This is a genomic window from Thioclava dalianensis (genome assembly GCF_000715505.1).
Lineage (GTDB): Bacteria > Pseudomonadota > Alphaproteobacteria > Rhodobacterales > Rhodobacteraceae > Thioclava > Thioclava dalianensis.
In genome coordinates this window covers 42,776-65,749 of the sequence record NZ_JHEH01000015.1, presented here as the reverse complement: position 1 = coordinate 65,749, position 22,974 = coordinate 42,776, and the positions used below count along the sequence as shown (strand labels likewise).

Below are 22,974 nucleotides of genomic sequence, written 5' to 3'. Positions count from 1 at the left end.
AATCGTTCCGGCTATAAGCCGCGAATCGACACTGGCGAGAAAAACTGAGGCAGGGGCAGGCGGCATGATCGGGCGAAGGGGTCAACCTTCGACGCAGGATTCGGATAAGCCAAAGGGCTTTGACGATTTCGAGTTGCGTTTGGGCGATGTTATGCGAGGCGAGCGTGCGACGCTGGCCAAGTCTTTGCTGGATGTGCAGCGTGAATTGCGCATCAAGGCTGCTCATATCGCCGCCATTGAGAGCTGTGACATCGAGGCTTTCGACACGCCCTCGTTCATCGCGGGCTATGTGCGTTCCTACGCGCGCTATCTCGGTCTTGATCCGGAATGGTCGTTTCAGCGCTTTTGTGCGGAATCGGGCTATGCGCCGACCCACGGCATGGCGGCGGCTGCCTCTGGTCCCAAGCCGCAGCGGCATCCCAATGATGTGGCCGAAGCGCTGGCCAATCCCAATGCCACGTTCATCCCCAAGAAGCGCACGCTCTGGTCGCAGATCGAGCCGCGCGCCATTGGCTCGCTGGCCGTGCTTGCGTTGATTGCGGGCGGCATCGGCTATGGTGGCTGGACCGTATTGCAGGAAGTCCAGCGCGTTCAGCTCTCGCCCGTCGATCAAACGCCGGGTGTCACGGCGGATCTCGATCCGCTCGATTCCGTGACGCAAAACAGCGACATGGCGCAAAGCGACACGCTGCCCGACACACCGCAGCCCGAGGCAAATGACCGGATCTATCGCCCGGCGGCTCTGGATGCGCCGGTGCTGATTTCGCGCGACGGGCCGATTGCGTCGATCGATCCCAACGCCACGAGCACGCTGTCGCAGCGCGCCGCAGGTGCGATTGCGCCTGACCTGACGCCGAACCTGAGCGGGGTGCCGCAACTGGCCAGCGCGAGCCTCGGCACGACGCCCGCAGCCGATGGCTCGGAGACCAGCATTCAATCGGCTGTCGCCAAAGCCCTTGGCGCGGATGCGCCGCAGGTGGTCGTGATGGCCGTGCGCCCGTCTTGGGTGCGGATCAAATCCGCCGATGGGGCGACGATCTTCGAGAAGGTCATGGATGCGGGCGAGAAATACGATCTGCCGAAACTCGCCGAGGCGCCGACCATGCGCACCGGCGAATCGGGCGCGATCTATTTCTCGGTGAACGGCGTGGCCCATGGTCCGGTCGGGAAGCGCGGTCAGGTGACCAAGAACATCACCCTCTCGCCCAGCAATCTCGATGACAGCTATCCGGTGGCCGATCTCGGGCAGGACAAGGATCTGGCCAAGATGATTGCCGTGGCCGATGCAGGCCCGGCTGCCGGTCAGCCCCAAAGCAGTCAGCCTTAACATCTCTCATAATTCACAGCCCATGCGTTGCGCCCGCGCGGAGCATGGCCTATGTGTGGGTCAAATTCCGTGAAGGAGGGTGCGATGTCTCTCAACCCGGTTCGTCCGTGGCGCAATGTCTACCGCCGCAAATCCCGTCAGATCATGGTTGGCTCGGTGCCGGTGGGCGGCGATGCGCCGATTTCCGTGCAGACGATGACCAACACCGACAGCTCGGATGTGCGCGCGACGCTCGATCAGATCATTCGCGCGCATGACGTGGGCGCCGATATCGTGCGGGTCTCCACACCCGATCAGTCAAGCACGCAAGCGCTGCGCGAGATATGCCGCGAAAGCCCGGTGCCGATCGTGGCCGACATTCATTTCCACTACAAACGCGCCATCGAGGCTGCCGAGGCGGGGGCCGCCTGTCTGCGCATCAATCCGGGCAATATCGGCGATGCGAGCCGCGTGCGCGAAGTAGTGAAAGCGGCCAAGGATCACGGCTGTTCGATCCGGATCGGCGTCAATGCCGGGAGCCTTGAGAAACATCTGCTCGAGAAATACGGCGAGCCGTGCCCCGAGGCGATGGTCGAAAGCGGGCTTGATCACATCAAGCTGCTTGAGGACAACGATTTCCACGAGTTCAAGATTTCGGTGAAAGCCTCGGACGTATTTCTGGCGGCGGCGGCTTATCAGGGTCTGGCCGAGGCCACCGATGCGCCGATCCATCTTGGCATCACCGAAGCGGGCGGGCTTGTCTCGGGCACCGTGAAATCGGCCATCGGTCTGGGCAACCTGCTTTGGATGGGCATTGGCGACACGCTGCGCGTCTCTCTCTCCGCCGATCCGGTCGAAGAGGTGAAAGTCGGCTTTGAGATCCTCAAATCGCTGGGTCTGCGCACCCGCGGTGTGCAGATCATCTCCTGCCCGTCCTGCGCGCGTCAGGGCTTTGACGTGATCAAGACGGTCGAGATCCTTGAGCAGCGTCTGGAGCATATCAAGCAACCGATGAGCCTCTCGATCATCGGCTGTGTGGTCAACGGACCCGGCGAGGCGCTGATGACCGATCTGGGCTTCACAGGCGGCGGTGCGGGCTCTGGCATGATCTATATGGCGGGCAAGCAAAGCCACAAACTGTCCAACGAACAGATGGTTGATGAGATCGTCGAGCTGGTCGAAAAGCGCGCGGCAGAGCTGGACGCGGCGCAGGATGCGGCAGAGTAATTCCTCTGTAAGGTTCTGAAATATCGTTCTAAAAATGGGATATCACAGATTGGTGATGTCTCATTTGAGGAACGAATTTCATCCGACCTCACTTATCCCCCCACATGAGAGAGAGGCTACGTAGACCGTAGCTTGGGGCTATAAGGAGGACATCCAATGACCCATAAACTCAAGACGTTCATCGCGGCTGCTGCCGCCACGACGCTTATCGCAGGGTCCGCGTCGGCGCTGACCGCCGTCACCCAAGGCGATTTCAAGCTGCACTCGGGGGCCGCCCCCCAATCGGCCACGACCGGGACGGTCGCATCGGGTACCGAGGTTCTGGTGAATGGTTGCTGGGAAGACGGGATCATGTGTCAGGTCACCTATGACGGCAAGACCGGCTGGGCGCCGTCGAACCAGCTTGGCGTGAACGTCGAAGGTGAGACGGTCTTGCTGTCGAGCAATCCGCAAACCGTCACGGTCAAGCAGATCTCGGTGCCTTCGGATACCGCAAACAAAGATGCGCAGGGCGCAGGGGCCATGGCGGGTGCCGTGGCAGGCGGCGCCGCTGGTGCAGCCGTGGGCGGTCCGGTCGGCGGTGTCGTGGGCGCGCTGATCGGTGCCGCCGGTATCGGCGCGGCCGCCAAGCCCGAACCCTCGACCGTGACTTGGGTTGAGAAGCACCCGGTTGCACCGGTCTATCTTTCGGGCGACCTCAAGACTGGCGTGCAGATCCCGCCGGGCGTCGATCTGACGCCGGTTCCGGAGAGCAAATACGCCTATATCAATGTGAACGACCAGCCGGTTCTGGTCGATCCCGACAGCCGCGCGGTGGTCTATATCATCCCCGGTAGTTAAGTCCGGGCTGACATGCCACGCGCTCAGGCGCTGATCCGATCTAAGAAAGCCGGCCCTTTAAAGGGGCCGGCTTTTGCCATTCGCGCGACGTGTGTCAGTTGGTCTCGCGGACTTCCGCCACCATTTCGGCCATCGCCTCTTCGGGCGCGTAGCCCCGCAGCATCTGATCCCCGATCACGAAGCCCGGCGTGCCCGAAAGCTGAAGACGTTGGGCCAGCGCATAATTGTCGCGCAGCACGGTTGTGACCTCATCGGCATTCATTCGCGCGAGCAGGGGTTTCGGGTCCAGCCCCTGATCCTGCGCGAGTTTCGTGAGGCTCGCCTCGGTGATATCGCCCCGGAATTTCATCAGCGCATCATGCACCTTGGCATAGGCGTCATCGCCATCGATCTGCTTCACAGCCACCGCAAAGCGTGCGCCCAGCTCAGATTGCGGACCGAGGATCGGGAATTCCTTGACGATAAAGCGAATATTGCCATCGCGTTCGAGCAGGTTGTTGACCTCGGGCAGCGCCTTTTTGCAATAGCCGCATTTGTAATCCATGAACTCGACAATGGTCACATCGCCGTCCGGATTGCCGCCGACCCAGCTCGCACCATCCTCAAAAAGATCCTTGGCATTGGCCTGCACAAGCTGCGTATCGTTTTGCGCTTGCTGTGCCTGCTGCTGGGTCTCAAGCGCGTTGATCGCATCGACGAGCACTTGCGGATTTTCCATCAGATAGCTGCGCACCGCCTCGCCGAACTGGCTTTTCTGGGTGTCGCTCATGTTCGAGAAGTCGAAATCCTGTGCGGGTGCGGCACTGGCGATCGCGGCAAGGGCGGTCGCGGCCAGAAGGGTGCGGAGCATCGTGGGGAGTCCTTTGATCGGTGCTGTTGGGGCTTAACTTGACGTTTTGCACACGCGGGTTCAAGGGCTTGTGAGCGGGTGGGCGGGGTGTTGCATTGACCTTGTGGCGCGATCGGCCTAACCCCGCTCAACCACGGGAATGAGTGCAGGAGGGCCCCATGCGCCAGTCGAAACGCGGGCAGGTCGATCCGTTTCTTGCGATGGATGTGATGCGCGCCGCCGCCGAGGCCGAAGCCGCCGGGCGCGATATCGTGCATATGGAGGTGGGCCAACCCGCCACGCCCGCACCTGCAGGGGCCCGCGCCGCGGTCGCACAGGCGCTTGAGACCCAGCCCTTGGGCTACACGGTCGCGCTCGGCCTGCCAGAGCTGCGCCAAGGCATCGCCGATCTTTACAAGCGCTGGTACGGGATCGATCTCGATCCCCGGCGCGTGGTGATCACGTCGGGCGCCTCGGGGGCGTTCCTGCTGGCCTTCACGGCGCTGTTCGATGCGGGTGCGCGGGTTGGTCTGGGAGAACCGGGCTATCCGAGTTATCGCCAGATTCTCAAGGGCTTGTCGGTCGAACCTGTGGGGATTCCGACGGAGGTGCAGAACCGCTATCAGCCGGTGCCGGCGGATGTACCGGGCGATCTCGACGGTTTGATCGTCGCCTCGCCGGGCAACCCGTCTGGTACGATGCTTGATGCGCCTGCGCTGCGCGCGCTGATCGAGCATTGCGCCGCACATGATATCGCCTTCGTCTCTGACGAGATCTATCACGGGCTGCATTATGAACGCCCCGCAGTCTCGGCGCTTGAGATCAGCGACGATGTGTTCGTGATCAATTCCTTCTCGAAATATTTCTCGATGACGGGCTGGCGCATCGGCTGGATGGTGGTGCCGGAAAGCCATCTGCGCACGGTCGAGCGGTTGGGTCAGCACATGTTCATCTGCCCCTCGCATGCGAGCCAGATCGCGGCGCTCGGGGCGCTTGGCTCCACCGAGGAGCTGGACGGCCATGTTGCCAATTATGCGCGCAACCGGGCGATGATGCTCGAGGCTTTGCCGAAGATGGGATTTGCCAGCATCGCGCCGCCCGATGGCGCTTTCTACATCTACGCGGATGTCTCGGATCTGACCAATGACAGTGCCCGGTTTGCCGCTGAAATCCTTGAAGAGGTCGGGGTCGCGGTCACGCCGGGGCGCGATTTCGACGCGGATCGGGGCGCGCGCAGCTTGCGGCTGTCCTATGCGGGGAGCCCCGAGCGGATCGCCGAAGGGTTGCGGCGTCTGGCCCAGTTCATGGCGGCGCGCTGAGGCTTTGCCACACAGGTCCGGTTTCGCTATAGTCCGGCCAAAAGGGACCGGGGCGGACAGGCATGATCAGGCAGATTTTGACGCTTCTTGCGACGCTTATGGTGGTCGCAGGATCGGGGCAGGCGATGGCGCAGGATCAGTCCGGCGCAGGCGCGCGCGATGCGCTCTCCGCATTGGCCCAGCTTGATCTCAAGCGCAGCGCGATTGTTCAGAGCGGCGGGCAGACCGATATCAAGCTGGGGCTGAGCCAGCCGGTGCCGTACCGCGCCTATCTTCTGGCCGATCCCTACCGGCTTGTCGTCGATTTCCGTGAGGTGAATTTCGACGGTCATGATCCGAAAATCTTGCTGGGCGTGCCGGGCGCGATCACAGCGCTGCGCTGGGGCCGGTTCCGGCCCGGCTGGTCGCGCCTTGTGGCCGAGCTTGCCCGTCCGATGACGCTGGCCTCCGCCGAAGAGACCACGGGCGATACACCTCAGATCAATTTGGCGCTGCGCCCGGTCTCGCCCTCCAGCTTCAAGGCCCATTCGGGTGCTGCGGATAGTGCGATGTGGGGCCTGCCGCAGCCCGCCGAGGTTGCGCCGACCCACAGGCGGCAGGACGGCACGCGACCGTTGCGGGTGGTGCTTGATCCGGGCCATGGCGGCATCGATCCGGGCGCCGAGGATGGCGGCATGCATGAGGCCGATATCGTTTTGCAATTTGCGCGGCTTTTGCGCGACCGGATGCGACGTGCGGGCATCGAGGTGGTGATGACGCGCAATCAGGATGTCTTCGTACCTCTTGAGACGCGGGTGACGGTCGCGCGCGCAGCAGGCGCGGATCTCTTTATTTCGCTGCATGCGGATTCGATCACACAGGGCGTGGCCACCGGCGCCACGATCTACCGGTTGGGCAATGACGCCGAGAGCGAGGCCACCCGCAAGCTGGTCACGCGCCATGACCGCGACGATATTCTGGCGGGTGTCGATCTGCACGGGCAGGGCGATGAGGTGGCCGATATCCTGATCCAGATGGCGCGGCGCGAGACCCAGCCGCGCTCGGTGCGGGTGGCGCAGGTGCTGGCGGGCGCGATCAAGACGGCGGGGCTCCGGATGCACAAACATCCGGTGCAGGGCGCCAATTTCTCGGTGCTCAAATCGCCCGATATTCCCTCGGTACTGATCGAGCTTGGGTTTTTGTCCTCGCCTGCGGATCGCAAGCGGCTCAATGATCCCGACTGGCGCGCGCGGATGGCTGATGCGATCACGCAAGGGGTGCTCACCTGGGCGCAATCGGATGCGGCGGAGGCAAAATTGCTGCGCCAATAGGCGCATCAAATCCGCGTCGCGCTGTCGCTCGCACCCAACGAAAACACGCGGTTCACCGCCGTCGACACAAGACGTGATCAATGCAACACTTCCCGTTTGCGTTATCGCGCATTACTTTGACCCTCACGAAGGCGCGATGTATAGGCTGGCGCAAACGGGGCGATCGGCGCCCCCTGGAGGTGCGTGACGTGATCCGTTTCATCCTTGGCAGCATTGGCGGTGTGTTTTCCTGGCTCGTGACCGGGGTGTTCTTTGCCGCGCTGACGGTGGGGGCGATTTTCTGGATCTATTCGCGCGATCTGCCCAGCTACGATCAGCTCGCGCAGTACCGCCCCAAGACGATTTCGCGGATCTATAACGGCAATGGGCGCTTGATCGACGAGTTTGCCGAGCAGCGGCGGCTCTTTGTGCCGAGCCAAGACATTCCCGATCTTGTCAAAGGCGCGTTCATCTCTGCCGAGGACAAGAATTTCTATTATCATCCGGGTTTCGATCCGCGCGGGATAGCGGCGGCCGTGATCACGGCTGTGAAAACGGGCGGGCGCGATGTGCGCGGGGCCTCGACGATCACCCAGCAGGTGACCAAGAACCTTCTGCTCTCCTCGGATCGCAAGATCGAGCGTAAGATCAAGGAGTTGATCTTGTCCTCGCGGATCGAGCATGTGCTGAGCAAGGATCGCATTCTCGAGCTTTATCTCAACGAGATTTATTTGGGCCAGAACTCCTACGGGGTGGCGGCAGCCGCGCAGACCTATTTCAACAAACCGCTCTCAGAACTGACCGCGGGCGAGGCCGCCTATCTGGCCGCGCTCCCCAAAGCGCCCGCCGCGCTGCATCCGGTGCGCGATCTCAAGAAGGCGACGGATCGGCGCAACTACGTGCTGCGTCGGATGTTCGAGGATGGCCGGATCGACAAGGCTACGTTCGAGAAGGAACAGGCATCGCCGCTCAAAACGGTGCAGAATGGCGATTACGCACCCTTCCGCGATCGCCTGCCGCCGCGCGATTACTTCACCGACGAGATCCGTCGCCAGCTGTCTAAAAGCTTTGGCCGCGAGGAATTCTTCGGCGGTGGTCTGACGATCCGCGCGACCGTAAATCCCGACCTGCAGGCCCGCGCGGCCAAGGCGCTGCAAAACGCTCTGGAGACCTATGATCGCGGGCTTGGCATCTGGCGGGGTACGGGGGCTAAGATCCCCACCGACCAGCTCAAGGATGAGGCAAGCTGGCGGGCCGCGCTCGATGCCGTGCCGACCTCCAAGGCACCGCGCGACGTCGATGGCTGGTATCCGGCGGTCGTGCTGGGCTTTGAGGGCGGCTCTGCCCGGATCGGGATCGAGGGCATCGAGGAAGATGCCGATGGCCATTGGATCCCGCCCGAGGACGTGACCTGGGCACGCAAGCTGGGCGATAATGGCAAGCTAGGGTCGCGGGCGCGCAAGGCCGAGGATCTGCTCGATCTGGGCGACGTGGTTGAAGTCCGTGCGATGACCAAGGATTCCGACGGCTCCTTCATTCGCTGGACCTTGCGGCAGGTTCCCAAGGTCGAGGGCGCCTTCATGGCGATGGACGTGAACACGGGCCGGGTGCTCGCGATGCAGGGCGGGTTCTCCTACCAGTCCTCGGTGTTCAACCGCGCCACGCAGGCCGAGCGTCAGCCGGGCTCCAACTTCAAGCCCTTCGTCTACGCGGCGGCTCTGGATTCGGGCTTTAGCCCCGAGACCATCGTGATCGACGCGCCGATTGAGGTGAACACGCCGCAGGGTCTGTGGCGGCCCAAGAACGCCTCGAACCGCTATTACGGCCCAACGCCGATGCGCACCGGGCTGGAGCATTCGCGCAACCTGATGACCGTGCGGATCGCGCAGGAAGTCGGGATGGATACGATTGCAGGCTATGCCGAGAAATTCGGCGTCTACGATCACATGCGCAAATTCCTTGCAAACGCGCTTGGCGCGCAGGAAACCACAATGTTCCGCCTGATCTCGGCCTATGCGATGTTTGCCAATGGTGGCGAGCGGGTGGAGCCCACGCTGGTCGACCGGGTGCAGGACCGCTATGGCCGCACGATCTACCGCCACGATCAGCGCCAATGCGATAGCTGCACCGATCCGAACCTGCCTGCGGGCGAGGCGCCCAAGATCACCTCGCATCGCGAGCAGATGATTGACCCGATCACCGCCTATCAGATGATCTCGCTGATGCAGGGCGTGATCAAGCGCGGCTCCGGCACGGGCGTCGATCTGCCGGTGCCGGTGGCGGGTAAGACCGGGACGACGAACGATGCCAAGGATGTCTGGTTCACCGGGTTCACCTCGAACATCGTGGCATCGTGCTACATGGGCTATGACAATCCGCGCTCGCTGGGGCGCCACGCCTATGGCGGCACGCTCTGTGTGCCGGTGTTCAACGAGTTCATGAAAGAGGCGGTCAAGGAGTTCGGCGGCACGAATTTCAAGGTTCCGCCGGGCGGCACCTGGGTCAAGTTCAACCGCTTCACCGGCGCGCGTCTGTCGGATGATGCGACGGGCGATTTCGTTCAGGCGGAATATCTGCGCCCCGGTCAGGACATGTCGGGGCTGGGCGCACTGGTCGTCGATGGCGGTTTTGCTATGGGCTCGGATCTGCCGCTCTTCGAGCAAGGACAGGCGGACGATTCGGGGCAGGCGGTCACCACCTCTTCGGGCAAGAAACGGGTCATTCCGAACAAGGCCAATTTCGGCACGCTCAGCGCAGGCGGGCTCTATTGAGCAGCTCCGAGCAGTCGCTTGCGGATCTAGAGGCCGAAGCGCGTCACTGGCGGGTGCAGGATCCGGAGCGCTCGGCTGCGCTTTATGCGCAGGCCCGCGATCTGGCCGCTAAGCTTGGCGCGGATGCGCAGCGTTTCGAATGCGAGCGGGTGTTGGTGCTGGCACGGGGGCCGGGGACGGGCGCGGTGCTGGAGGATCTGCAGGCGATTGCCCAAGGTCGGCTTCGCCCCGAACACGGCGATGACGGCACTGTCTTTGCCCGTGCGACTTGGCGGATGATCCTTTATCATCAATCGCGTCACGACGACGCTGCCGCGCAAGCGGTTTGGCAGGCGGCACTGCTGCGCGATCGGGCGCACGAGATGCCCGGTTGGATCGGTCTGCGCCAGCCGCTGCCCGAGGTGCCCGAGCTGCTTGATCTGCTCACCGCGCGGGCCGAGCGCGAGATCCGTGCCGATATCCTCTATTACCTGCGCGATCACTACCGGGGCGCCAACCCTTTCGCCAATCTCTGGGGCTATCTGCGCGCGGGGTTTGCGCGGCGCGCCTAAGCCTGCCCGCGACGCTGCTGCACCGCTTGCGGCGCGGCGCGCGATTTCGTAAACCCGGGCCTAGACTTCTTAAAGGATGACCCATGCGCGCCGAGACGCAAAACATCGTGGACGCGATCCGCAAATCCCTGAGCCTTCTGGGCCAGCGGATGGATCTGGAGACCGCGCCGCACCGGATCGAGGAATTCAACGCGATGATCGAGGATCCCACCTTGTGGGACGATCAGGCGCGCGCGCAGAAACTCATGCGCGACCGCCAGCAATTGCTGGATAAATACGAGACCTATTCGCGCATCAAACAGGATCTGGCCGACAATATGGAATTGATCGAGCTGGGCGAGATGGAAGACGATGCCGAGGTCGTCTCGGAGGCGGAGGCCGCGCTCAAGGCGCTGCGTGACGATGCGGCGGGCAAGGAGCTTGAAGCGCTGCTCGATGGCGAGGCCGACGGCAATGACACCTTCCTTGAGATCCATTCCGGCGCGGGCGGCACGGAAAGCTGCGACTGGGCCTCGATGCTGGCGCGGATGTATGTCCGCTGGGCCGAGAAGAAGGGCTACGAGGTCGAGCTGCAATCCGAGACCGCAGGCGACGAGGCGGGCATTAAATCGGCGAGCTACAAGATCTCCGGGCCCAATGCCTATGGCTGGCTGAAATCGGAATCGGGCGTGCACCGCTTGGTGCGGATCTCGCCCTACGACTCGGCGGCGCGGCGGCATACTTCGTTCAGCTCGGTCTGGGTCTATCCGGTGGTCGACGACAATATCGAGATCGAAGTGCAGCCCAATGAGATCCGGATCGACACCTATCGCTCCTCGGGCGCGGGCGGTCAGCACGTCAACACGACCGACTCGGCGGTGCGGATCACGCACATGCCCACCGGCATCGTCGTGACCAGCTCTGAGAAGTCGCAGCACCAAAACCGGGACATCGCGATGAAGGCCCTGAAATCAAGGCTTTATCAGATGGAGTTGGATCGTCGGAACGCCGCGATCAACGAGGCGCATGAGAATAAAGGCGATGCGGGCTGGGGCAACCAGATCCGCTCCTATGTGTTGCAGCCCTATCAGATGGTGAAAGACCTGCGGACGAATTACGAGACCTCCGACAGCGCGGGGGTGCTGGATGGCGATCTCGATGGGCTGATGGCGGCGACGCTCGCGATGGGCGTCGAGGGCAAGAGCCGCGCTGACGCACAGACCGAGGACTGAGACCATGGCGGCGCGGGTGTATCTGACCGGCGCCGCAGGATCGGGGACATCTTCGCTCGGGCGGATGCTGGCGCAGACGCTGGGTCTCATCCATCTCGACACGGATGACTATTACTGGGCGCCCACCGATCCGCCCTTTACCAACAAACGCCCCGCGCGCGAGCGGCTGGCCCTGATCGCCGCCGATCAGGTCGCCCAAGGGCAGGATGCGGGCTGGATCTTGTCGGGCTCGCTTGACGGCTGGGGTGAGGTGGCGCTTGGCGGCACCGATCTGATCGTGTTCCTGCATGCGCCGACCCCTGTGCGACTGGCGCGGCTGCGGCGACGCGAGGGGGCCTTGTTCGGCGACCGGATCAAGCCGGACGGCGATATGCATTACAACCACATAGCATTTCTGAAATGGGCGGCGAGCTATGACGAGCCCTATTTCTCGGGCCGGTCGCTGGCACGGCACCGCGAGTGGCTGGCGGGCCGGTCAGAACCGATCCTCGAGCTGTCGGGCACGCGCCCCTTGGAGGAGCTGACGGCAGAGGTCTTGGCCGCGCTTGGATGAAACCGAACCGGCCCGCGGCGCGTAGTCTTCAAAAGCACGGCGGAGGTGAGGGCGATGGACTTCAAGGATAAGCGGATCTGGATTGTCGGGGCGAGCTCTGGCATCGGACAGGCGCTGGCGCGCGAATTGCATGCGCGCGGGGCACGACTGGTGCTCTCGGCCCGTTCGGTCGAGCCGCTCAACGATCTCGCCGCCGAGTTGGGTCTGGGCGAGGTCGTGCAGCTTGATGTCTCCGATCCCGAAAGCCTCGATGATGCGCGCGGCGAGATCTTGGGCGCAGGCCCGCTCGATGCGATGATCACCACGGCCGCGCTTTACGATCCCGGCTATGTCAGCGAGATCACGCGCGACAAGGCCCGCCAGTTGATCGATGTAAATCTGCTGGGCACGCTGTGGTTTGCGCAGGCCGCCCCCGGTCTGCTGCGCGAGGGCGGGCAGCTTGTGATCTTCGGCTCGGTCGCGGGCTATTTCGGTTTGCCCAAGGGACAGCTCTATTCGGCCTCGAAAGCGGCGGTGATCAATCTGGTGGAGAGCCTGCGGGTGGAATATGCGCCGCAGATCGATGTGCGGCTGATCTCGCCGGGCTTTGTGAAAACGCGCCTTACCGAAAAAAACGATTTCGATATGCCCTTCGTGATGGAGGCCGATGCCGCGGCGCGCCGGATCGCCGATGGCATGGCGGGACGGAGTTTCGAGACGCATTTCCCGCGCCGCCTGACATGGGGGCTCAAACTGCTGCGGCGGTTGCCCTACGCGATCTCGCTTTGGCTCACCGGGCGGATGTAAGCGCACCGCAGCGCTACATTTTCTCTCGACATGTCACGGATTCGTGAGCACCCTGGGGATGAGGGCTGAACAGGGCCCTGCGTGATCAGGGAGAGAGCCATGCAAAGCGTGATGACCGAGCCATCCGAGCTACCGGAATTTCAGGATCTGGCGGTGTCGGACATTCCCCGCATCCTGCGCCTCGGTTGGGAGGATTTCCGCAGAGCCCCGGCATTTGGGTTGTTCTTCTCGGGCTTTTACGTGCTGGGCGGGTTGGTTTTGTGGCTGGTGCTGTCGGCGGATGGGCAGGAATGGTGGCTGTTCCCCTTCGTGCTGGGCTTTCCGCTGCTGGCCCCGTTCGCAGCCATCGGTCTTTACGAGGTCAGCCGCCGCATCGAGCAGGGCACGCCGCTGCTTTGGAAGCCGGTAATCTCGTGCTGTCTGAGCCAGAAGGATCGGCAGATCCCCTCGATGGCGATGCTGATCCTGATGATGTTCATGTTCTGGGTCTTCGTGGCCCATACCGTCTTTGCGCTTTTCATGGGGCTGTCGGCCTTCACCAATGTCAGCTCCTCGCCCGAGATCCTGTTCACGGTCAATGGCCTGATGATGCTGGCTGTGGGCGGAGTGATCGGGGCGGGCTTTGCGGTGGTGTTGTTTTCGGTGACGGTGATCGGCCTGCCGCTGTTGCTGGATCGTGAGATCGACATCGTGACCGCGATGATTGCCTCGGTTGCCGCCGTCCGGCGCAACGCTATGGCAATGGCGCTTTGGGCGCTGACGATTGCGCTGGGACTGTTTGCCGCGATGGTGCCGCTTTTCTTGGGGCTTCTGGTCGTGATGCCGGTGCTGGGCCATGCGAGCTGGCACATGTATCGCCATGTGACGCGGACCGCATAAGAGCCATCGTAACGCGAGAGGGCGGCCCCGCAGGCCGCCCTTTGCATGTCTTGGCGCAACTCATATCCAAGTCTCGTGCGAGCATGACGCAACGTCCTGCGAAGGCCCCTGAAGAAACTGACGGGAGGCTTCTACGCCGGAGGTCAGTTCGGCGGGACAAAGCTGCTGTTGCGGGCAAACGCGGCATCGGTAAGCTACCGTTGGCGAGAGTGAGGAAACATGATTGAGATTAGGGACGCGACGGATGCTGATGTTGATGAAGCGGTAAACACCCTGCGCCGCTCAATCACCGAACTCTGCGTTGCAGATCATCGGAACGATCCGGTCGAGATCGAAAGCTGGCTCAGCAATAAGACAGTCGAGACTTGGCGACAGTGGATCGCGCGAAATGATTCCGTGGTGCTGGTGGCCGAGCGGGACAGGGAGATCATAGGGGTCGGGATGGCCAGTCTGAGCGGCGACATCCTCTTGAACTATGTCCATCCTGATGCCCGCTTTGATGGCGTCAGCAAAGCTATGCTCTCGGGCTTGGAGAACGTCTTACGCGCGCATGGCATCCGGCACTGCCGTTTGGAAAGCACTGTGACGGCTCGATCATTCTACGAAAGCTGCGGCTTCCGGTCAGAAGGCGGTGATGCGCTGCTGCTCTCGAAATACTTATAGTTGTGGTGCCATAAGGGCTCATTGCGGATATACTCTATGCTGCCACAACTGCTCGCAATCCTCTGCACCACGAAATGAAAAGGGCGGCCCGATGGACCGCCCTTTGAACATTCGACTGAAAACCCGCGCTTATTTCGGCGCGTCGGCTTCCTTCGGGGTCGGGGGCGCAAGCTTGGGCGTGCCCTGACCGGTCTGGAGCGGATCGTCCTGACGCTGAACCGAACCTTCGAAATGCGCGCCGCTCTCGATGGCGATGGTCTTGTGGATGATGTCGCCCTCGACACGGGCGCTCGAGGTGAGGCGAACCTTCAAACCCCGGACACGGCCCACGACGCGGCCATTGACCACGACGTCATCGGCGATGATCTCACCTTTGATCGTGGCGCTCTCGCCGACCGTCAGCAGATGCGCACGGATATCGCCTTCGACCACGCCCTCGATCTGGATGTCGCCCGAGGTCTTGATATTCCCGGTGATCGTCAGATCGGAGGACAGAACCGACGGTGCCGGCTTCACGCGCGGCGTCGAACTGCTCGGAGGCAGATCGTTGCCCGAGCGCCCCGACGGCAGGGTGCCATCCGTTGCAGGTTTGTCGGTTTCGCCGCCAGCTTTCGGCCCCGGCTCATGGATTTTGCTTTTAGAAAACATTCTTGCCAGCCTTAATGAAGGTCATCGGATTGATTGGTTTGCCACTGATCCGGATCTCGTAGTGAAGGTGCGGCCCGGTGGAGTGTCCGGTTGATCCCATATCAGCAATGAGCTCGCCTTGCGACACTTTTTGCCCCTTCTTCACAAGGATTTTGGACAGATGGCCGTAGCGCGTCGTGATCCCGAAGTCATGGCGGATCTTGACGATATTGCCGTAGCCGCGCTCCCATTCGGCGGCGATCACGACCCCATCGGCCGGGGCGTAGATCTTGGTCCCGATGGGCGCGGCCATGTCGACGCCCTCATGCATCTTGCCCCAGCGCATGCCAAAGGGCGAGGAAAAGCGGAAATTAGCCTTCACAGGCATTGCGAAGGGCAGCTTGTCGACCGCGATCCGGTACATGTTCATATCGTCGAGCTGGCGCAGGATGCCTTCGGCGCGCGCGGTGTCTCCGCCCAGATCGGCTGTGCCCTTGGTCGAGAGCGACACGGGCATGAGCGGACCGCCTGTGCCCGAATAGCCCTTCTTGATCTCGGCCAGCACGTGGTCGGGATCCATGCCTGCTTGCTTAAAGACTTTGTCGAGCGGCGCCATCGAGATCTTCACGGCACCTTCCAGCGTGGTGAAGATCTGATCGTTGCGCTCTTCCATCAACCGCTTTTGCATCGCGATCCGGTCGACTTCGAGCTGCGCCGATTTGGCGTCGCTATCAGCATCGTCGCGCTGCTGCGCGGTCTGGCCCAGAGCTGCGGTCAGGAAATCGACCGTCTTGGCCATATCCTCGTTGCGCGCGGCCTGCGTTGCGCCATTGGGTGTATCCACGCCCTCGGCTTTCGCCAGTTTCGTGCGGGCGGCGTCGCGCTCGTCCATGGTGCGGCGCAGGGTCGACTGGATCACGCCGATCCCGGTCTCCAGCTCGCGCTTGCGCTCTTCCGAGGCCAGCAGCGCCGATTGCATCTGCGAGACCTGCGCCATCGCGGTCTGGAAACGGTCCTGCGCAGCCAGCGCTTCGGCGGCGCGCACGTCACGTTCTTTCGAGAGCGCATCGAGACGCCGCTCGAAGGCGGCCTTGGCGATCCGCTCGTTCTGGGCAGCCCCGCCCGAGGAAATCCCGTCGATAAACAGCATCGAAGTCGCCACCATCGACCAGCCAAACAGCCCCGCACCGATTGCCAGCACGCTCGCCTGGGTCAGCGGTCGAAGCCGGACGAACCGGGTCTCGGTATTCGATTTCATGAATAGCCGCTGTTCAGGCAGCACACGCTCGAGGCGTGAATTCAGGCGGTCGAGAATGCGTCTGTGCAAGCCGAAGGTCCTGTCTTGTCAGGTGCATTGAAGCCCATCAGTGGGCTGCGAACGGGGGCGGCTTTGTGGGCGTTTTCATCCTGTGGATAACACGCGTCGCCAATCTGTCATCGGGAGTAGCAAGGGGAAAGTGTTCCGGCAACCTAATTTTCCGGACCATTGTGTCGCAGTTCCCTCACACCTGCGGGATCGGCAGCTTTTCGCCCATCAAGCCCCTGTGACCGGCAGATAAGCACCGCTCGCCCCGTCGCGGGGTCACGAAGGCGCGAGCGGGGCGTGAAGGGGTGCTGTTGGCGGTGGGGCGCTCAGCTGAGCGCGCGCACCGCTTCCAGCACCTCTTCAGCATGGCCCTTCACTTTGACCTTCGGCCAGATTTGCGCGACCCGGCCCGCGTGATCGATCAGGACGGTCGTGCGAAGAATGCCCCAGAAGGTCTTGCCGTACATCGATTTTTCGGCCCAGACGCCATAGCGCTCGCAGGTGTCGCCAGTGTCATCCGAGGCCAGATAGATGCCCAGATCATGCTTGGCGCAGAAGTTCTCATGCTTCTTCAGGCTGTCCTTGGAAATCCCGATCACCACGGCGCCGGCTGTCGCGAAGTCTTCCGCAAGACGGGTGAAGTCGAGCGCCTCGGTGGTGCAGCCTGGCGTATTGTCCTTGGGGTAGAAATACAGAACGACCGGCGCGGGGCGGGCCTCCGAGAGCGTCATCTCTCCGCCCTCCGTGATCAGCGCGCCGCCGAAACGGCTGCCTCCGGTGGCGGGCAATGTGAAATCGGGCGCATTTTCGCCAAGTTCAATCACGTCTTCTCCTCCGATGCAGGTAAGGGCTTACTTTTGATCCAATGTTGCGAGATGATTAATCACGAGGCAGCAAGGTGGGGCAAGTCGATCCCGCGACAACCGGATGTAAAACTGCATCCGCGCGCGTAACGAGGATCCACCCCAAAGAGTGGTCATGGAGCAAGAGACGCCCCAACCCCGTGAGCGGGAGAATAATCGTGCGTCCACTGGGCGCGCACAGGGCTCGGATGGGCCTGATTCTGACATGAATAACGCCCCGCAAAATTCTGATATGAAAGTAAAATCCAGATCCCGGGGGAAGTTCGGGCTGTTGCTGGTCCTTGTCGTGCCCGTGGTTGCTGCGGGCGGGCTTTTCGCGGTGATGGCGCTGACGCATGTGGCGATTCCGGCACCGGGTTGGCTGGTCGCGCGGATCGAGGCGCGGGCCAATGATGCGCTGGAAGGCCGGATGAAGATCTCGATCTCGGGCGGGATCGACGTGCTTGTGGTCGATGGGCTGCGACCGCGGATCCGGGCGCGGATGGTCGAGTTGGAGCGCCCTTCGGGGCTGCCCATCGCAGTGCTGCCGGAGCTGCGCGCAACGCTCTGGCCCAAGCCCTTGCTGCGCGGCAAGGTCGAGCCGCGCTCGTTCACCGTGCAGGGCGCGAGCCTGTCGCTGCACCGGCTGCCCGATGGGCGGCTCGATCTCAATCTGGGCAGTGGCGAATTGCTGGGCAACCTGTCCTCGACCAGCGTGTCGGATGGTGTAGAGGCGTTCAAATCGGTCTTTGATGTGCCTGCCTTGCGCAACCTGCGCACGATCAGCGCCGAGGATGTCCGGCTGCGGCTGATGGATGAGCGGTTGGACCGGGTGTGGCGCGTCTCGCAAGGCCGGATCAAGCTCGTGCAGAGCGATCAGGAAATTTCGGTCACGATGGGGCTCGATCTGGGGGAGGCGGGCGAGCGCCCGGCCCGGGTCGCGGTGACGATGACGGCGCAGAAGCAGGGGCGCAAGGCCAGCTTCGGGGCCGCCGTGACCCATCTGCCCGCCCGCGATCTTGCCGTGCAATCGCCTGCGCTGGCAGCGCTCGGGCTTCTCGATGCGCCGATCTCCGGGGCGCTGCGTTCGGGTCTGGATGGGGCAGGCAAGCTGACCGGGCTCAACGCGATGCTTGAGATCGGGCAGGGTGTGTTCCAGCCCGGTCAGGGTGTGACGCCGGTGCCGATCCGCTCTGGCAAGCTCTATCTCAACTATGATCGCGCGATGCGGCGGCTGGCGCTCTCGCAACTGGAAATCGACAGCCGCGCGGTACGGATGCGGGCCAGCGGGCAGGCCTATCTGCGTGACATCAAGAACGGGCTGCCGCAGACCTTGCTGGGTCAGATCGCAATCTCGGATCTGCAGCTCGATCCGCAGGGCCTGTTCGAGGCGCCCGCGAAATTCTCCCAAGGGGCGGCCGATTTCAAACTGTCGCTCGATCCGTTCACGCTGGATCTGGGGCAACTTGAGATGACCGATGGGCAGACCAAGATCAGCGCCAAAGGCTCCCTCGCCGCCGAACCCGATGGCTGGAAAATCGGGATCGATGCGGGGATCGATCAGATCAACCAGAAATCGCTTCTGGCGCTATGGCCCCCGGCGCTGGTGCCCGAGACCCGCGACTGGGTCGACAAGAACGTCACCACGGGTCAGTTGCGCAATGTGCGCTCAGCCCTGCGGCTCAAGCCCGGCACGAAACCGCGGCTTGCTCTGGGCTACGAGTTCCGCGGTGCGGACGTGCAGGTAATGCCGACGCTGCCGCCGGTCCAGCAAGGCAGCGGCTATGCCACGATCATCGGCACACGGCAGGCGCTCAAGGTCGAGGAGGGGCATATCACCGCGCCCTCGGGCGGGCAGATCGAGGTGGCTGACACCCAGCTGGTGGTGCCCGATATTCGCATCAAGCCCGCGCCCGCAGTGATCACGCTGATCGCGCGCTCGCCGATCCCGGCTGTGCTCTCGCTGCTCGATCAGCCGCCCTTTGAATTTCTCAGGAAAGCGGGCATGTCCACCGATATCGCCAAGGGCTGGGCGGTGGCGCGCGCGGTGATTGAATTGCCGCTCAAGCCCAAAGTGCCTGCCGAGGAGATCGGCTTTGATGTGAATGCCCGGCTCACGGATGTGAAAAGCGACACGCTCGTGCCGGATCGCACCCTGACCTCCGATCTGCTCAACCTGCATGCCGATACGTCGGGAATGGAGATCTCGGGCAAGGGCACGCTGTCTGGGGTGGCCTTCGATGCCGCCTGGACCCAGCGCTTCGGCCCCGAGGCCAAGGGCCGCTCGCGCGTCGCGGGCACGATCGCGCTCTCTCCCGCATCGCTCAAGGAATTTGGCGTCGAACTGCCAGACGGGATGGTCGCAGGCGCGGGCACGGGGCAGCTGGCGCTGGAGCTGCAAAAGGATGGCCCAACGCGGTTCACATTGACCAGCGATCTCAAGGGGCTGCGCCTGTCGATCCCGCAGATCAACTGGTCCAAACCTGCCGCCAGCACGGGCAAGCTGGTGATTTCGGGCGAGCTGGGCAAGCCGCCGAAAATCTCTGAGCTGAGCCTCGATGCGCCGGGGCTGAGCGCGAAAGGGGCGCTCGATCTGAGCCCCTCGGGCGCGCTGACGCGGGCGTCCTTCTCAAGCCTGACGATTGGCGATTGGTTCAACGGCAGCGCCGATCTTCTGGGCAACGGGCCGGGCAAGCCGCTCGATGTGCAGATCAATTCCGGCGTGCTGGATATCTCCAAGGCGAGCGTCGGTAAGGCGGGCGGGGGCGGTGCCGGTGGTGGCAGTGCTGTGAGCGGCTCCAAGATCACGGCGGCGCTCGATAAGGTGCAGGTCGCAGACGGGATCGCGCTCACCGGGTTTCGGGGGAATTTCACCGCGCGCGGCGGCTCTCTCTCGGGCCAGTTTCAGGGCCGGGTGAACGGGCAAAGCCCGGTGTCGGGCACGGTGATTCCGGGCGCAGGCGGGCGCCCTGCGGTGCGCGTGCTGTCCAACGATGCCGGGGCGACGCTTGCCGCCACCGGGCTCTTTGACAAGGCGCGTGGCGGGCAAGGCGTTATGGTGCTCACGCCCTTCGATCAAAAAAGCTATCTGGGGCAGGCGCAGATCACCAATCTGCGGGTCAAGAACGCGCCGGTTCTGGCCAATCTGCTCTCCGCGGCCTCCGGTATCGGGTTGCTTGAGCAGCTCAATGGCGATGGGATCTTGTTCGGTACGGTGGATGCGGACTTCCGCTTGACGCCCAACGGGGTGAGCGTCACAAAAGGCTCGGCTGTTGGGGCCTCGATGGGCGTGACGCTGGTCGGCAATTATTATCCCAAGCGCAAGCAGGTGGAGATGAAGGGCGTGATCTCGCCATTTTACCTGATCAACGGGATCGGGCAGCTCTTTTCCAAGAAGGGCGAGGGGCTGTTTGGCTTCTCCTATTCGCTCCGCGGCCCTGCTTCGGCCCCCAAAGTCTCCGTCAATCCGCTGTCGATCCTTGCGCCCGGTGCCGCGCGCGAGCTATTCCGCGCAGCGCCCCCGCCGGTTCTGAGCGAGTAGAGACAATGAAACTGGACGATTTCGATTTCGATCTGCCCGAGGGGCTGATCGCGACCCGACCCGCGCGCCCGCGCGATTCCGCGCGCCTGCTTGTGGCGCAGGGCGATGCGATCCGGGATCTGCATGTGCGCGATCTGATCGATCTCTTTGGTCCGGGCGACCGGCTGGTGCTCAACAATACCAAGGTGATCCCGGCGCGGCTGAGCGGCTTGCGCCATCGCGACAGCGCGCAAGGTGCTGTGAGTGCAAAGATCGAGGTGACGCTTCTCGAGCCCGCTGCAAACGGCGATTGGAGCGCGCTGGCCAAACCTTTGCGCAAGGTGAAAGCCGGGGAGGAGATTATCTTCTCCGACGCGCTCTCGGCCAAGGTCACGGCGATCGAGGCGGGCCAGATGCGCATCGCGTTTAACCTGACGGGCGATGATTTCGATGCCGCTCTGGCCGAGGCCGGCGCAATGCCGCTCCCACCCTATATTGCCGCATTGCGCGCGCCTGACGATGCCGACAAATCCGATTACCAGACGGTCTTTGCCCGCCATTCGGGGGCTGTGGCCGCACCGACCGCCAGCTTGCATTTTACCCGCGAGTTGCTTGAGGGGCTGGCCGCCAAGGGTGTCAGTTTCACCGAAGTGACGCTGCATGTCGGCGCGGGCACCTTCCTGCCGGTGAAGGTCGAGGATGTCACGACCCATAAGATGCATGCCGAATGGGGCGAGGTGAGCGCGCAGGCCGCAGCCGAGATCAACGCCACGAAAGAGGCGGGGGGGCGGGTCATTCCGGTGGGCACGACGGCTCTGCGCCTGATCGAATCGGCGGCGCGATCCGAGGGTGGAGCGCCCGGTCATATCGTGCCGTTTCGCGATGCCACCGATATTTTCATCTATCCGGGATTCGAATTTCGGATCACCGATGCGCTGATGACGAATTTTCATTTGCCGAAATCGACGCTTCTGATGCTGGTTTCGGGGCTGATGGGCCGCGAACGGATACAAAATATTTACGATCATGCGGTCAAAAACGACTATCGCTTCTTCTCATACGGCGATGCGTCGCTTCTGATACCCTAGCGTCGCAATCGGGGCTTGTATCGAACTCGGCACAGGCCTAAGTGCCGCCTCATTCGGAGCGATCTCCATGCCAGCCCAATAGGTGCCAAAATGCTTACGGTTCTTCGCCAGACCTGGCCCCTTTTGTTGGGGATCATGCTTTTGATGGTCGGCAACGGCATGCAAGGCACGCTGTTGGGTATCCGTGGGCGTATCGAGGGGATCGATACCTTCTCGATGTCGCTGGTGATGTCGGCCTATTTCGCGGGGTTCCTGTTTGGCTCGCGCATGGTGCCCGAGATGATCGCACGCGTGGGCCATGTGCGGGTGTTTGCCGCACTCGGTTCGCTGATCTCGGCAGTGCTCGTACTCTATGCGGCCTTTCCGAACTGGCCCGCTTGGGTCGTGATGCGGATCTTGATCGGGTTTTCGTTCTCGGGCGTCTATATCACCGCCGAGAGCTGGCTCAACGCGGGCTCGACCAATGAGACGCGCGGGCAGGCGCTGTCGCTTTACATGATCATGCAGATGTTTGGCATCGTCGCGGCTCAGGGGCTTTTGAACGTGGGCGATCCGTCGGGCTATTTCCTGTTCGTGATCCCCTCGGTGCTGGTGTCGCTGTCCTTTACGCCGATCCTTCTGTCGGCCTCGCCGGCGCCGAGCTTCGAGACGATCCAGCGCATGACCTTCTTGCGTCTCTGGCAGGCCTCGCCGCTGGGCATGGTCGGGATCTTCCTGCTGGGTGGCGTGTTCTCGGCGATGTTCGGCATGGCCTCGGTCTGGGGCACGGCGGCCGGGCTCGACGTCAAACAGATTTCGATGTTCGTGGCCGCGATCTATGTCGGCGGTATGGTTCTGCAATATCCCATCGGCTGGTTTTCCGACCGAATGGACCGGCGTGTGCTGATCTCTGGCGCAGCCCTTCTGGGTGCCATTGTGACTGTGCTGATCTTTGTCTTCGATCCGCCGTTCTGGGCATTGCTGATTGCCGCGGCGCTGATCGGAGGCGTGGCCAATCCGCTCTATTCGCTCATCATCGCCTATACCAATGACTATCTCGATTACTCTGATATGGCGGCGGCCTCGGCGGGGCTGATGTTCGTCAACGGTGTGGGGGCGGTGACCGGCCCGATCGTGACCGGCTGGCTGATGGGGGTGCTTGGGCCGAACGGGTTCTTCGTCTATATCGGCGTGCTGTTTGCGGGCATCGCAGGCTATGCAGGCTGGCGGATGACACGGCGCGAGGCGCCCTCGGATACTGGCTCCTACCAGATGCTCTCGCCCACGGCGACCGCGGTGGCCGTCGAGGCATCGCTGGAAGTGGCACAGGAAGAGTTGTTGGAAGCGGAGAGCAATCAGAACGCCGCCTGATTGTGTCTTTGCCGGGA

At 62.8% G+C, this 22,974-nt stretch carries 19 protein-coding genes; 15 read left to right on the top strand and 4 right to left on the bottom strand.

Going from position 1 to position 22,974, the window contains the following annotated elements; all coding sequences use genetic code 11:
- The first annotated feature begins 64 nt into the window (after window positions 1-64).
- The 3 genes from DL1_RS12645 to DL1_RS12635 all read left to right on the top strand — a co-directional run bounded on the left by DL1_RS12645 (window position 65) and on the right by DL1_RS12635 (window position 3,373).
- Entirely contained in the window at window positions 65-1,327 is a 1,263-nt protein-coding gene (locus DL1_RS12645) for a helix-turn-helix domain-containing protein (RefSeq protein WP_038066805.1), read from the top strand.
- A gap of 84 nt (window positions 1,328-1,411) precedes the next feature.
- On the top strand, window positions 1,412-2,533 hold the full coding sequence (gene ispG, locus DL1_RS12640; RefSeq protein ID WP_038066803.1) for a flavodoxin-dependent (E)-4-hydroxy-3-methylbut-2-enyl-diphosphate synthase: 1,122 nt from the start codon (window positions 1,412-1,414) through the stop codon (window positions 2,531-2,533).
- Between the two features lie 156 nt (window positions 2,534-2,689).
- Entirely contained in the window at window positions 2,690-3,373 is a 684-nt protein-coding gene (locus tag DL1_RS12635) for a DUF1236 domain-containing protein (protein WP_038066801.1), read from the top strand.
- A 94-nt stretch (window positions 3,374-3,467) separates the two neighbouring features.
- On the opposite strand, the gene DL1_RS12630 is transcribed toward DL1_RS12635, so the two are convergent.
- Window positions 3,468-4,223, bottom strand: a complete 756-nt coding sequence (locus tag DL1_RS12630; RefSeq protein WP_038066798.1) for a DsbA family protein — start codon at window positions 4,221-4,223, stop codon at window positions 3,468-3,470.
- Between the two features lie 158 nt (window positions 4,224-4,381).
- Here DL1_RS12630 and DL1_RS12625 point away from each other — a divergent pair, with 158 nt between their 5' ends.
- The 9 genes from DL1_RS12625 to DL1_RS12585 all read left to right on the top strand — a co-directional run bounded on the left by DL1_RS12625 (window position 4,382) and on the right by DL1_RS12585 (window position 14,224).
- Entirely contained in the window at window positions 4,382-5,521 is a 1,140-nt protein-coding gene (locus DL1_RS12625; protein WP_038066795.1) for a pyridoxal phosphate-dependent aminotransferase, read from the top strand.
- Between the two features lie 62 nt (window positions 5,522-5,583).
- Entirely contained in the window at window positions 5,584-6,831 is a 1,248-nt protein-coding gene (locus tag DL1_RS12620; RefSeq protein ID WP_038066792.1) for an N-acetylmuramoyl-L-alanine amidase, read from the top strand.
- 188 nt (window positions 6,832-7,019) lie between these two features.
- Window positions 7,020-9,581 (top strand): penicillin-binding protein 1A, encoded by a 2,562-nt coding sequence (locus tag DL1_RS12615; RefSeq protein ID WP_038066789.1) that lies wholly within the window; start codon window positions 7,020-7,022, stop codon window positions 9,579-9,581.
- Entirely contained in the window at window positions 9,578-10,132 is a 555-nt protein-coding gene (locus tag DL1_RS12610) for a hypothetical protein (protein ID WP_038066785.1), read from the top strand. Before DL1_RS12615 ends, DL1_RS12610 begins: the two co-directional genes overlap by 4 nt.
- Window positions 10,133-10,215: 83 nt before the next feature.
- Window positions 10,216-11,343, top strand: a complete 1,128-nt coding sequence (gene prfB / locus DL1_RS12605; protein ID WP_038066782.1) for a peptide chain release factor 2 — start codon at window positions 10,216-10,218, stop codon at window positions 11,341-11,343.
- Between the two features lie 4 nt (window positions 11,344-11,347).
- The gene (locus tag DL1_RS12600) at window positions 11,348-11,896 is read left to right on the top strand and encodes a P-loop NTPase family protein (RefSeq protein ID WP_038066778.1); all 549 of its coding nucleotides are present in this window, start codon (window positions 11,348-11,350) and stop codon (window positions 11,894-11,896) included.
- Window positions 11,897-11,950: 54 nt separating this feature from the next.
- Window positions 11,951-12,682 carry an SDR family NAD(P)-dependent oxidoreductase gene (locus DL1_RS12595; RefSeq protein WP_038066776.1) on the top strand — a complete coding sequence of 244 codons (732 nt, stop codon included), beginning with the start codon at window positions 11,951-11,953 and terminating at the stop codon, window positions 12,680-12,682.
- 99 nt (window positions 12,683-12,781) lie between these two features.
- Window positions 12,782-13,561 carry a DUF2189 domain-containing protein gene (locus DL1_RS12590; RefSeq protein ID WP_143081727.1) on the top strand — a complete coding sequence of 260 codons (780 nt, stop codon included), beginning with the start codon at window positions 12,782-12,784 and terminating at the stop codon, window positions 13,559-13,561.
- Window positions 13,562-13,780: 219 nt separating this feature from the next.
- Complete coding sequence (locus DL1_RS12585; protein ID WP_051693532.1) at window positions 13,781-14,224, top strand: GNAT family N-acetyltransferase; 444 nt, start codon at window positions 13,781-13,783, stop codon at window positions 14,222-14,224.
- A 129-nt stretch (window positions 14,225-14,353) separates the two neighbouring features.
- On the opposite strand, the gene DL1_RS12580 is transcribed toward DL1_RS12585, so the two are convergent.
- From DL1_RS12580 to DL1_RS12570, 3 genes are all read right to left on the bottom strand, one after another.
- Entirely contained in the window at window positions 14,354-14,872 is a 519-nt protein-coding gene (locus DL1_RS12580; RefSeq protein ID WP_038066773.1) for a bactofilin family protein, read from the bottom strand.
- A complete protein-coding gene (locus tag DL1_RS12575) occupies window positions 14,862-16,178 on the bottom strand; it encodes a M23 family metallopeptidase (protein ID WP_074854972.1) in 1,317 nt (438 codons plus the stop codon). Before DL1_RS12575 ends, DL1_RS12580 begins: the two co-directional genes overlap by 11 nt.
- 305 nt (window positions 16,179-16,483) lie before the next feature.
- Window positions 16,484-16,981 carry a peroxiredoxin gene (locus tag DL1_RS12570; RefSeq protein WP_038066767.1) on the bottom strand — a complete coding sequence of 166 codons (498 nt, stop codon included), beginning with the start codon at window positions 16,979-16,981 and terminating at the stop codon, window positions 16,484-16,486.
- Between the two features lie 310 nt (window positions 16,982-17,291).
- On the opposite strand from DL1_RS12570, the gene DL1_RS12565 reads away from it, so the two are divergent.
- From DL1_RS12565 to DL1_RS12555, 3 genes are all read left to right on the top strand, one after another.
- A complete protein-coding gene (locus DL1_RS12565) occupies window positions 17,292-20,540 on the top strand; it encodes a YhdP family protein (RefSeq protein WP_051693531.1) in 3,249 nt (1,082 codons plus the stop codon).
- 5 nt (window positions 20,541-20,545) lie between these two features.
- Window positions 20,546-21,607, top strand: coding sequence for a tRNA preQ1(34) S-adenosylmethionine ribosyltransferase-isomerase QueA (gene queA / locus DL1_RS12560; RefSeq protein ID WP_038066761.1), 1,062 nt, complete (start codon window positions 20,546-20,548; stop codon window positions 21,605-21,607).
- 90 nt (window positions 21,608-21,697) lie between these two features.
- On the top strand, window positions 21,698-22,957 hold the full coding sequence (locus DL1_RS12555) for an MFS transporter (protein ID WP_038066758.1): 1,260 nt from the start codon (window positions 21,698-21,700) through the stop codon (window positions 22,955-22,957).
- Window positions 22,958-22,974 lie beyond the last annotated feature (17 nt).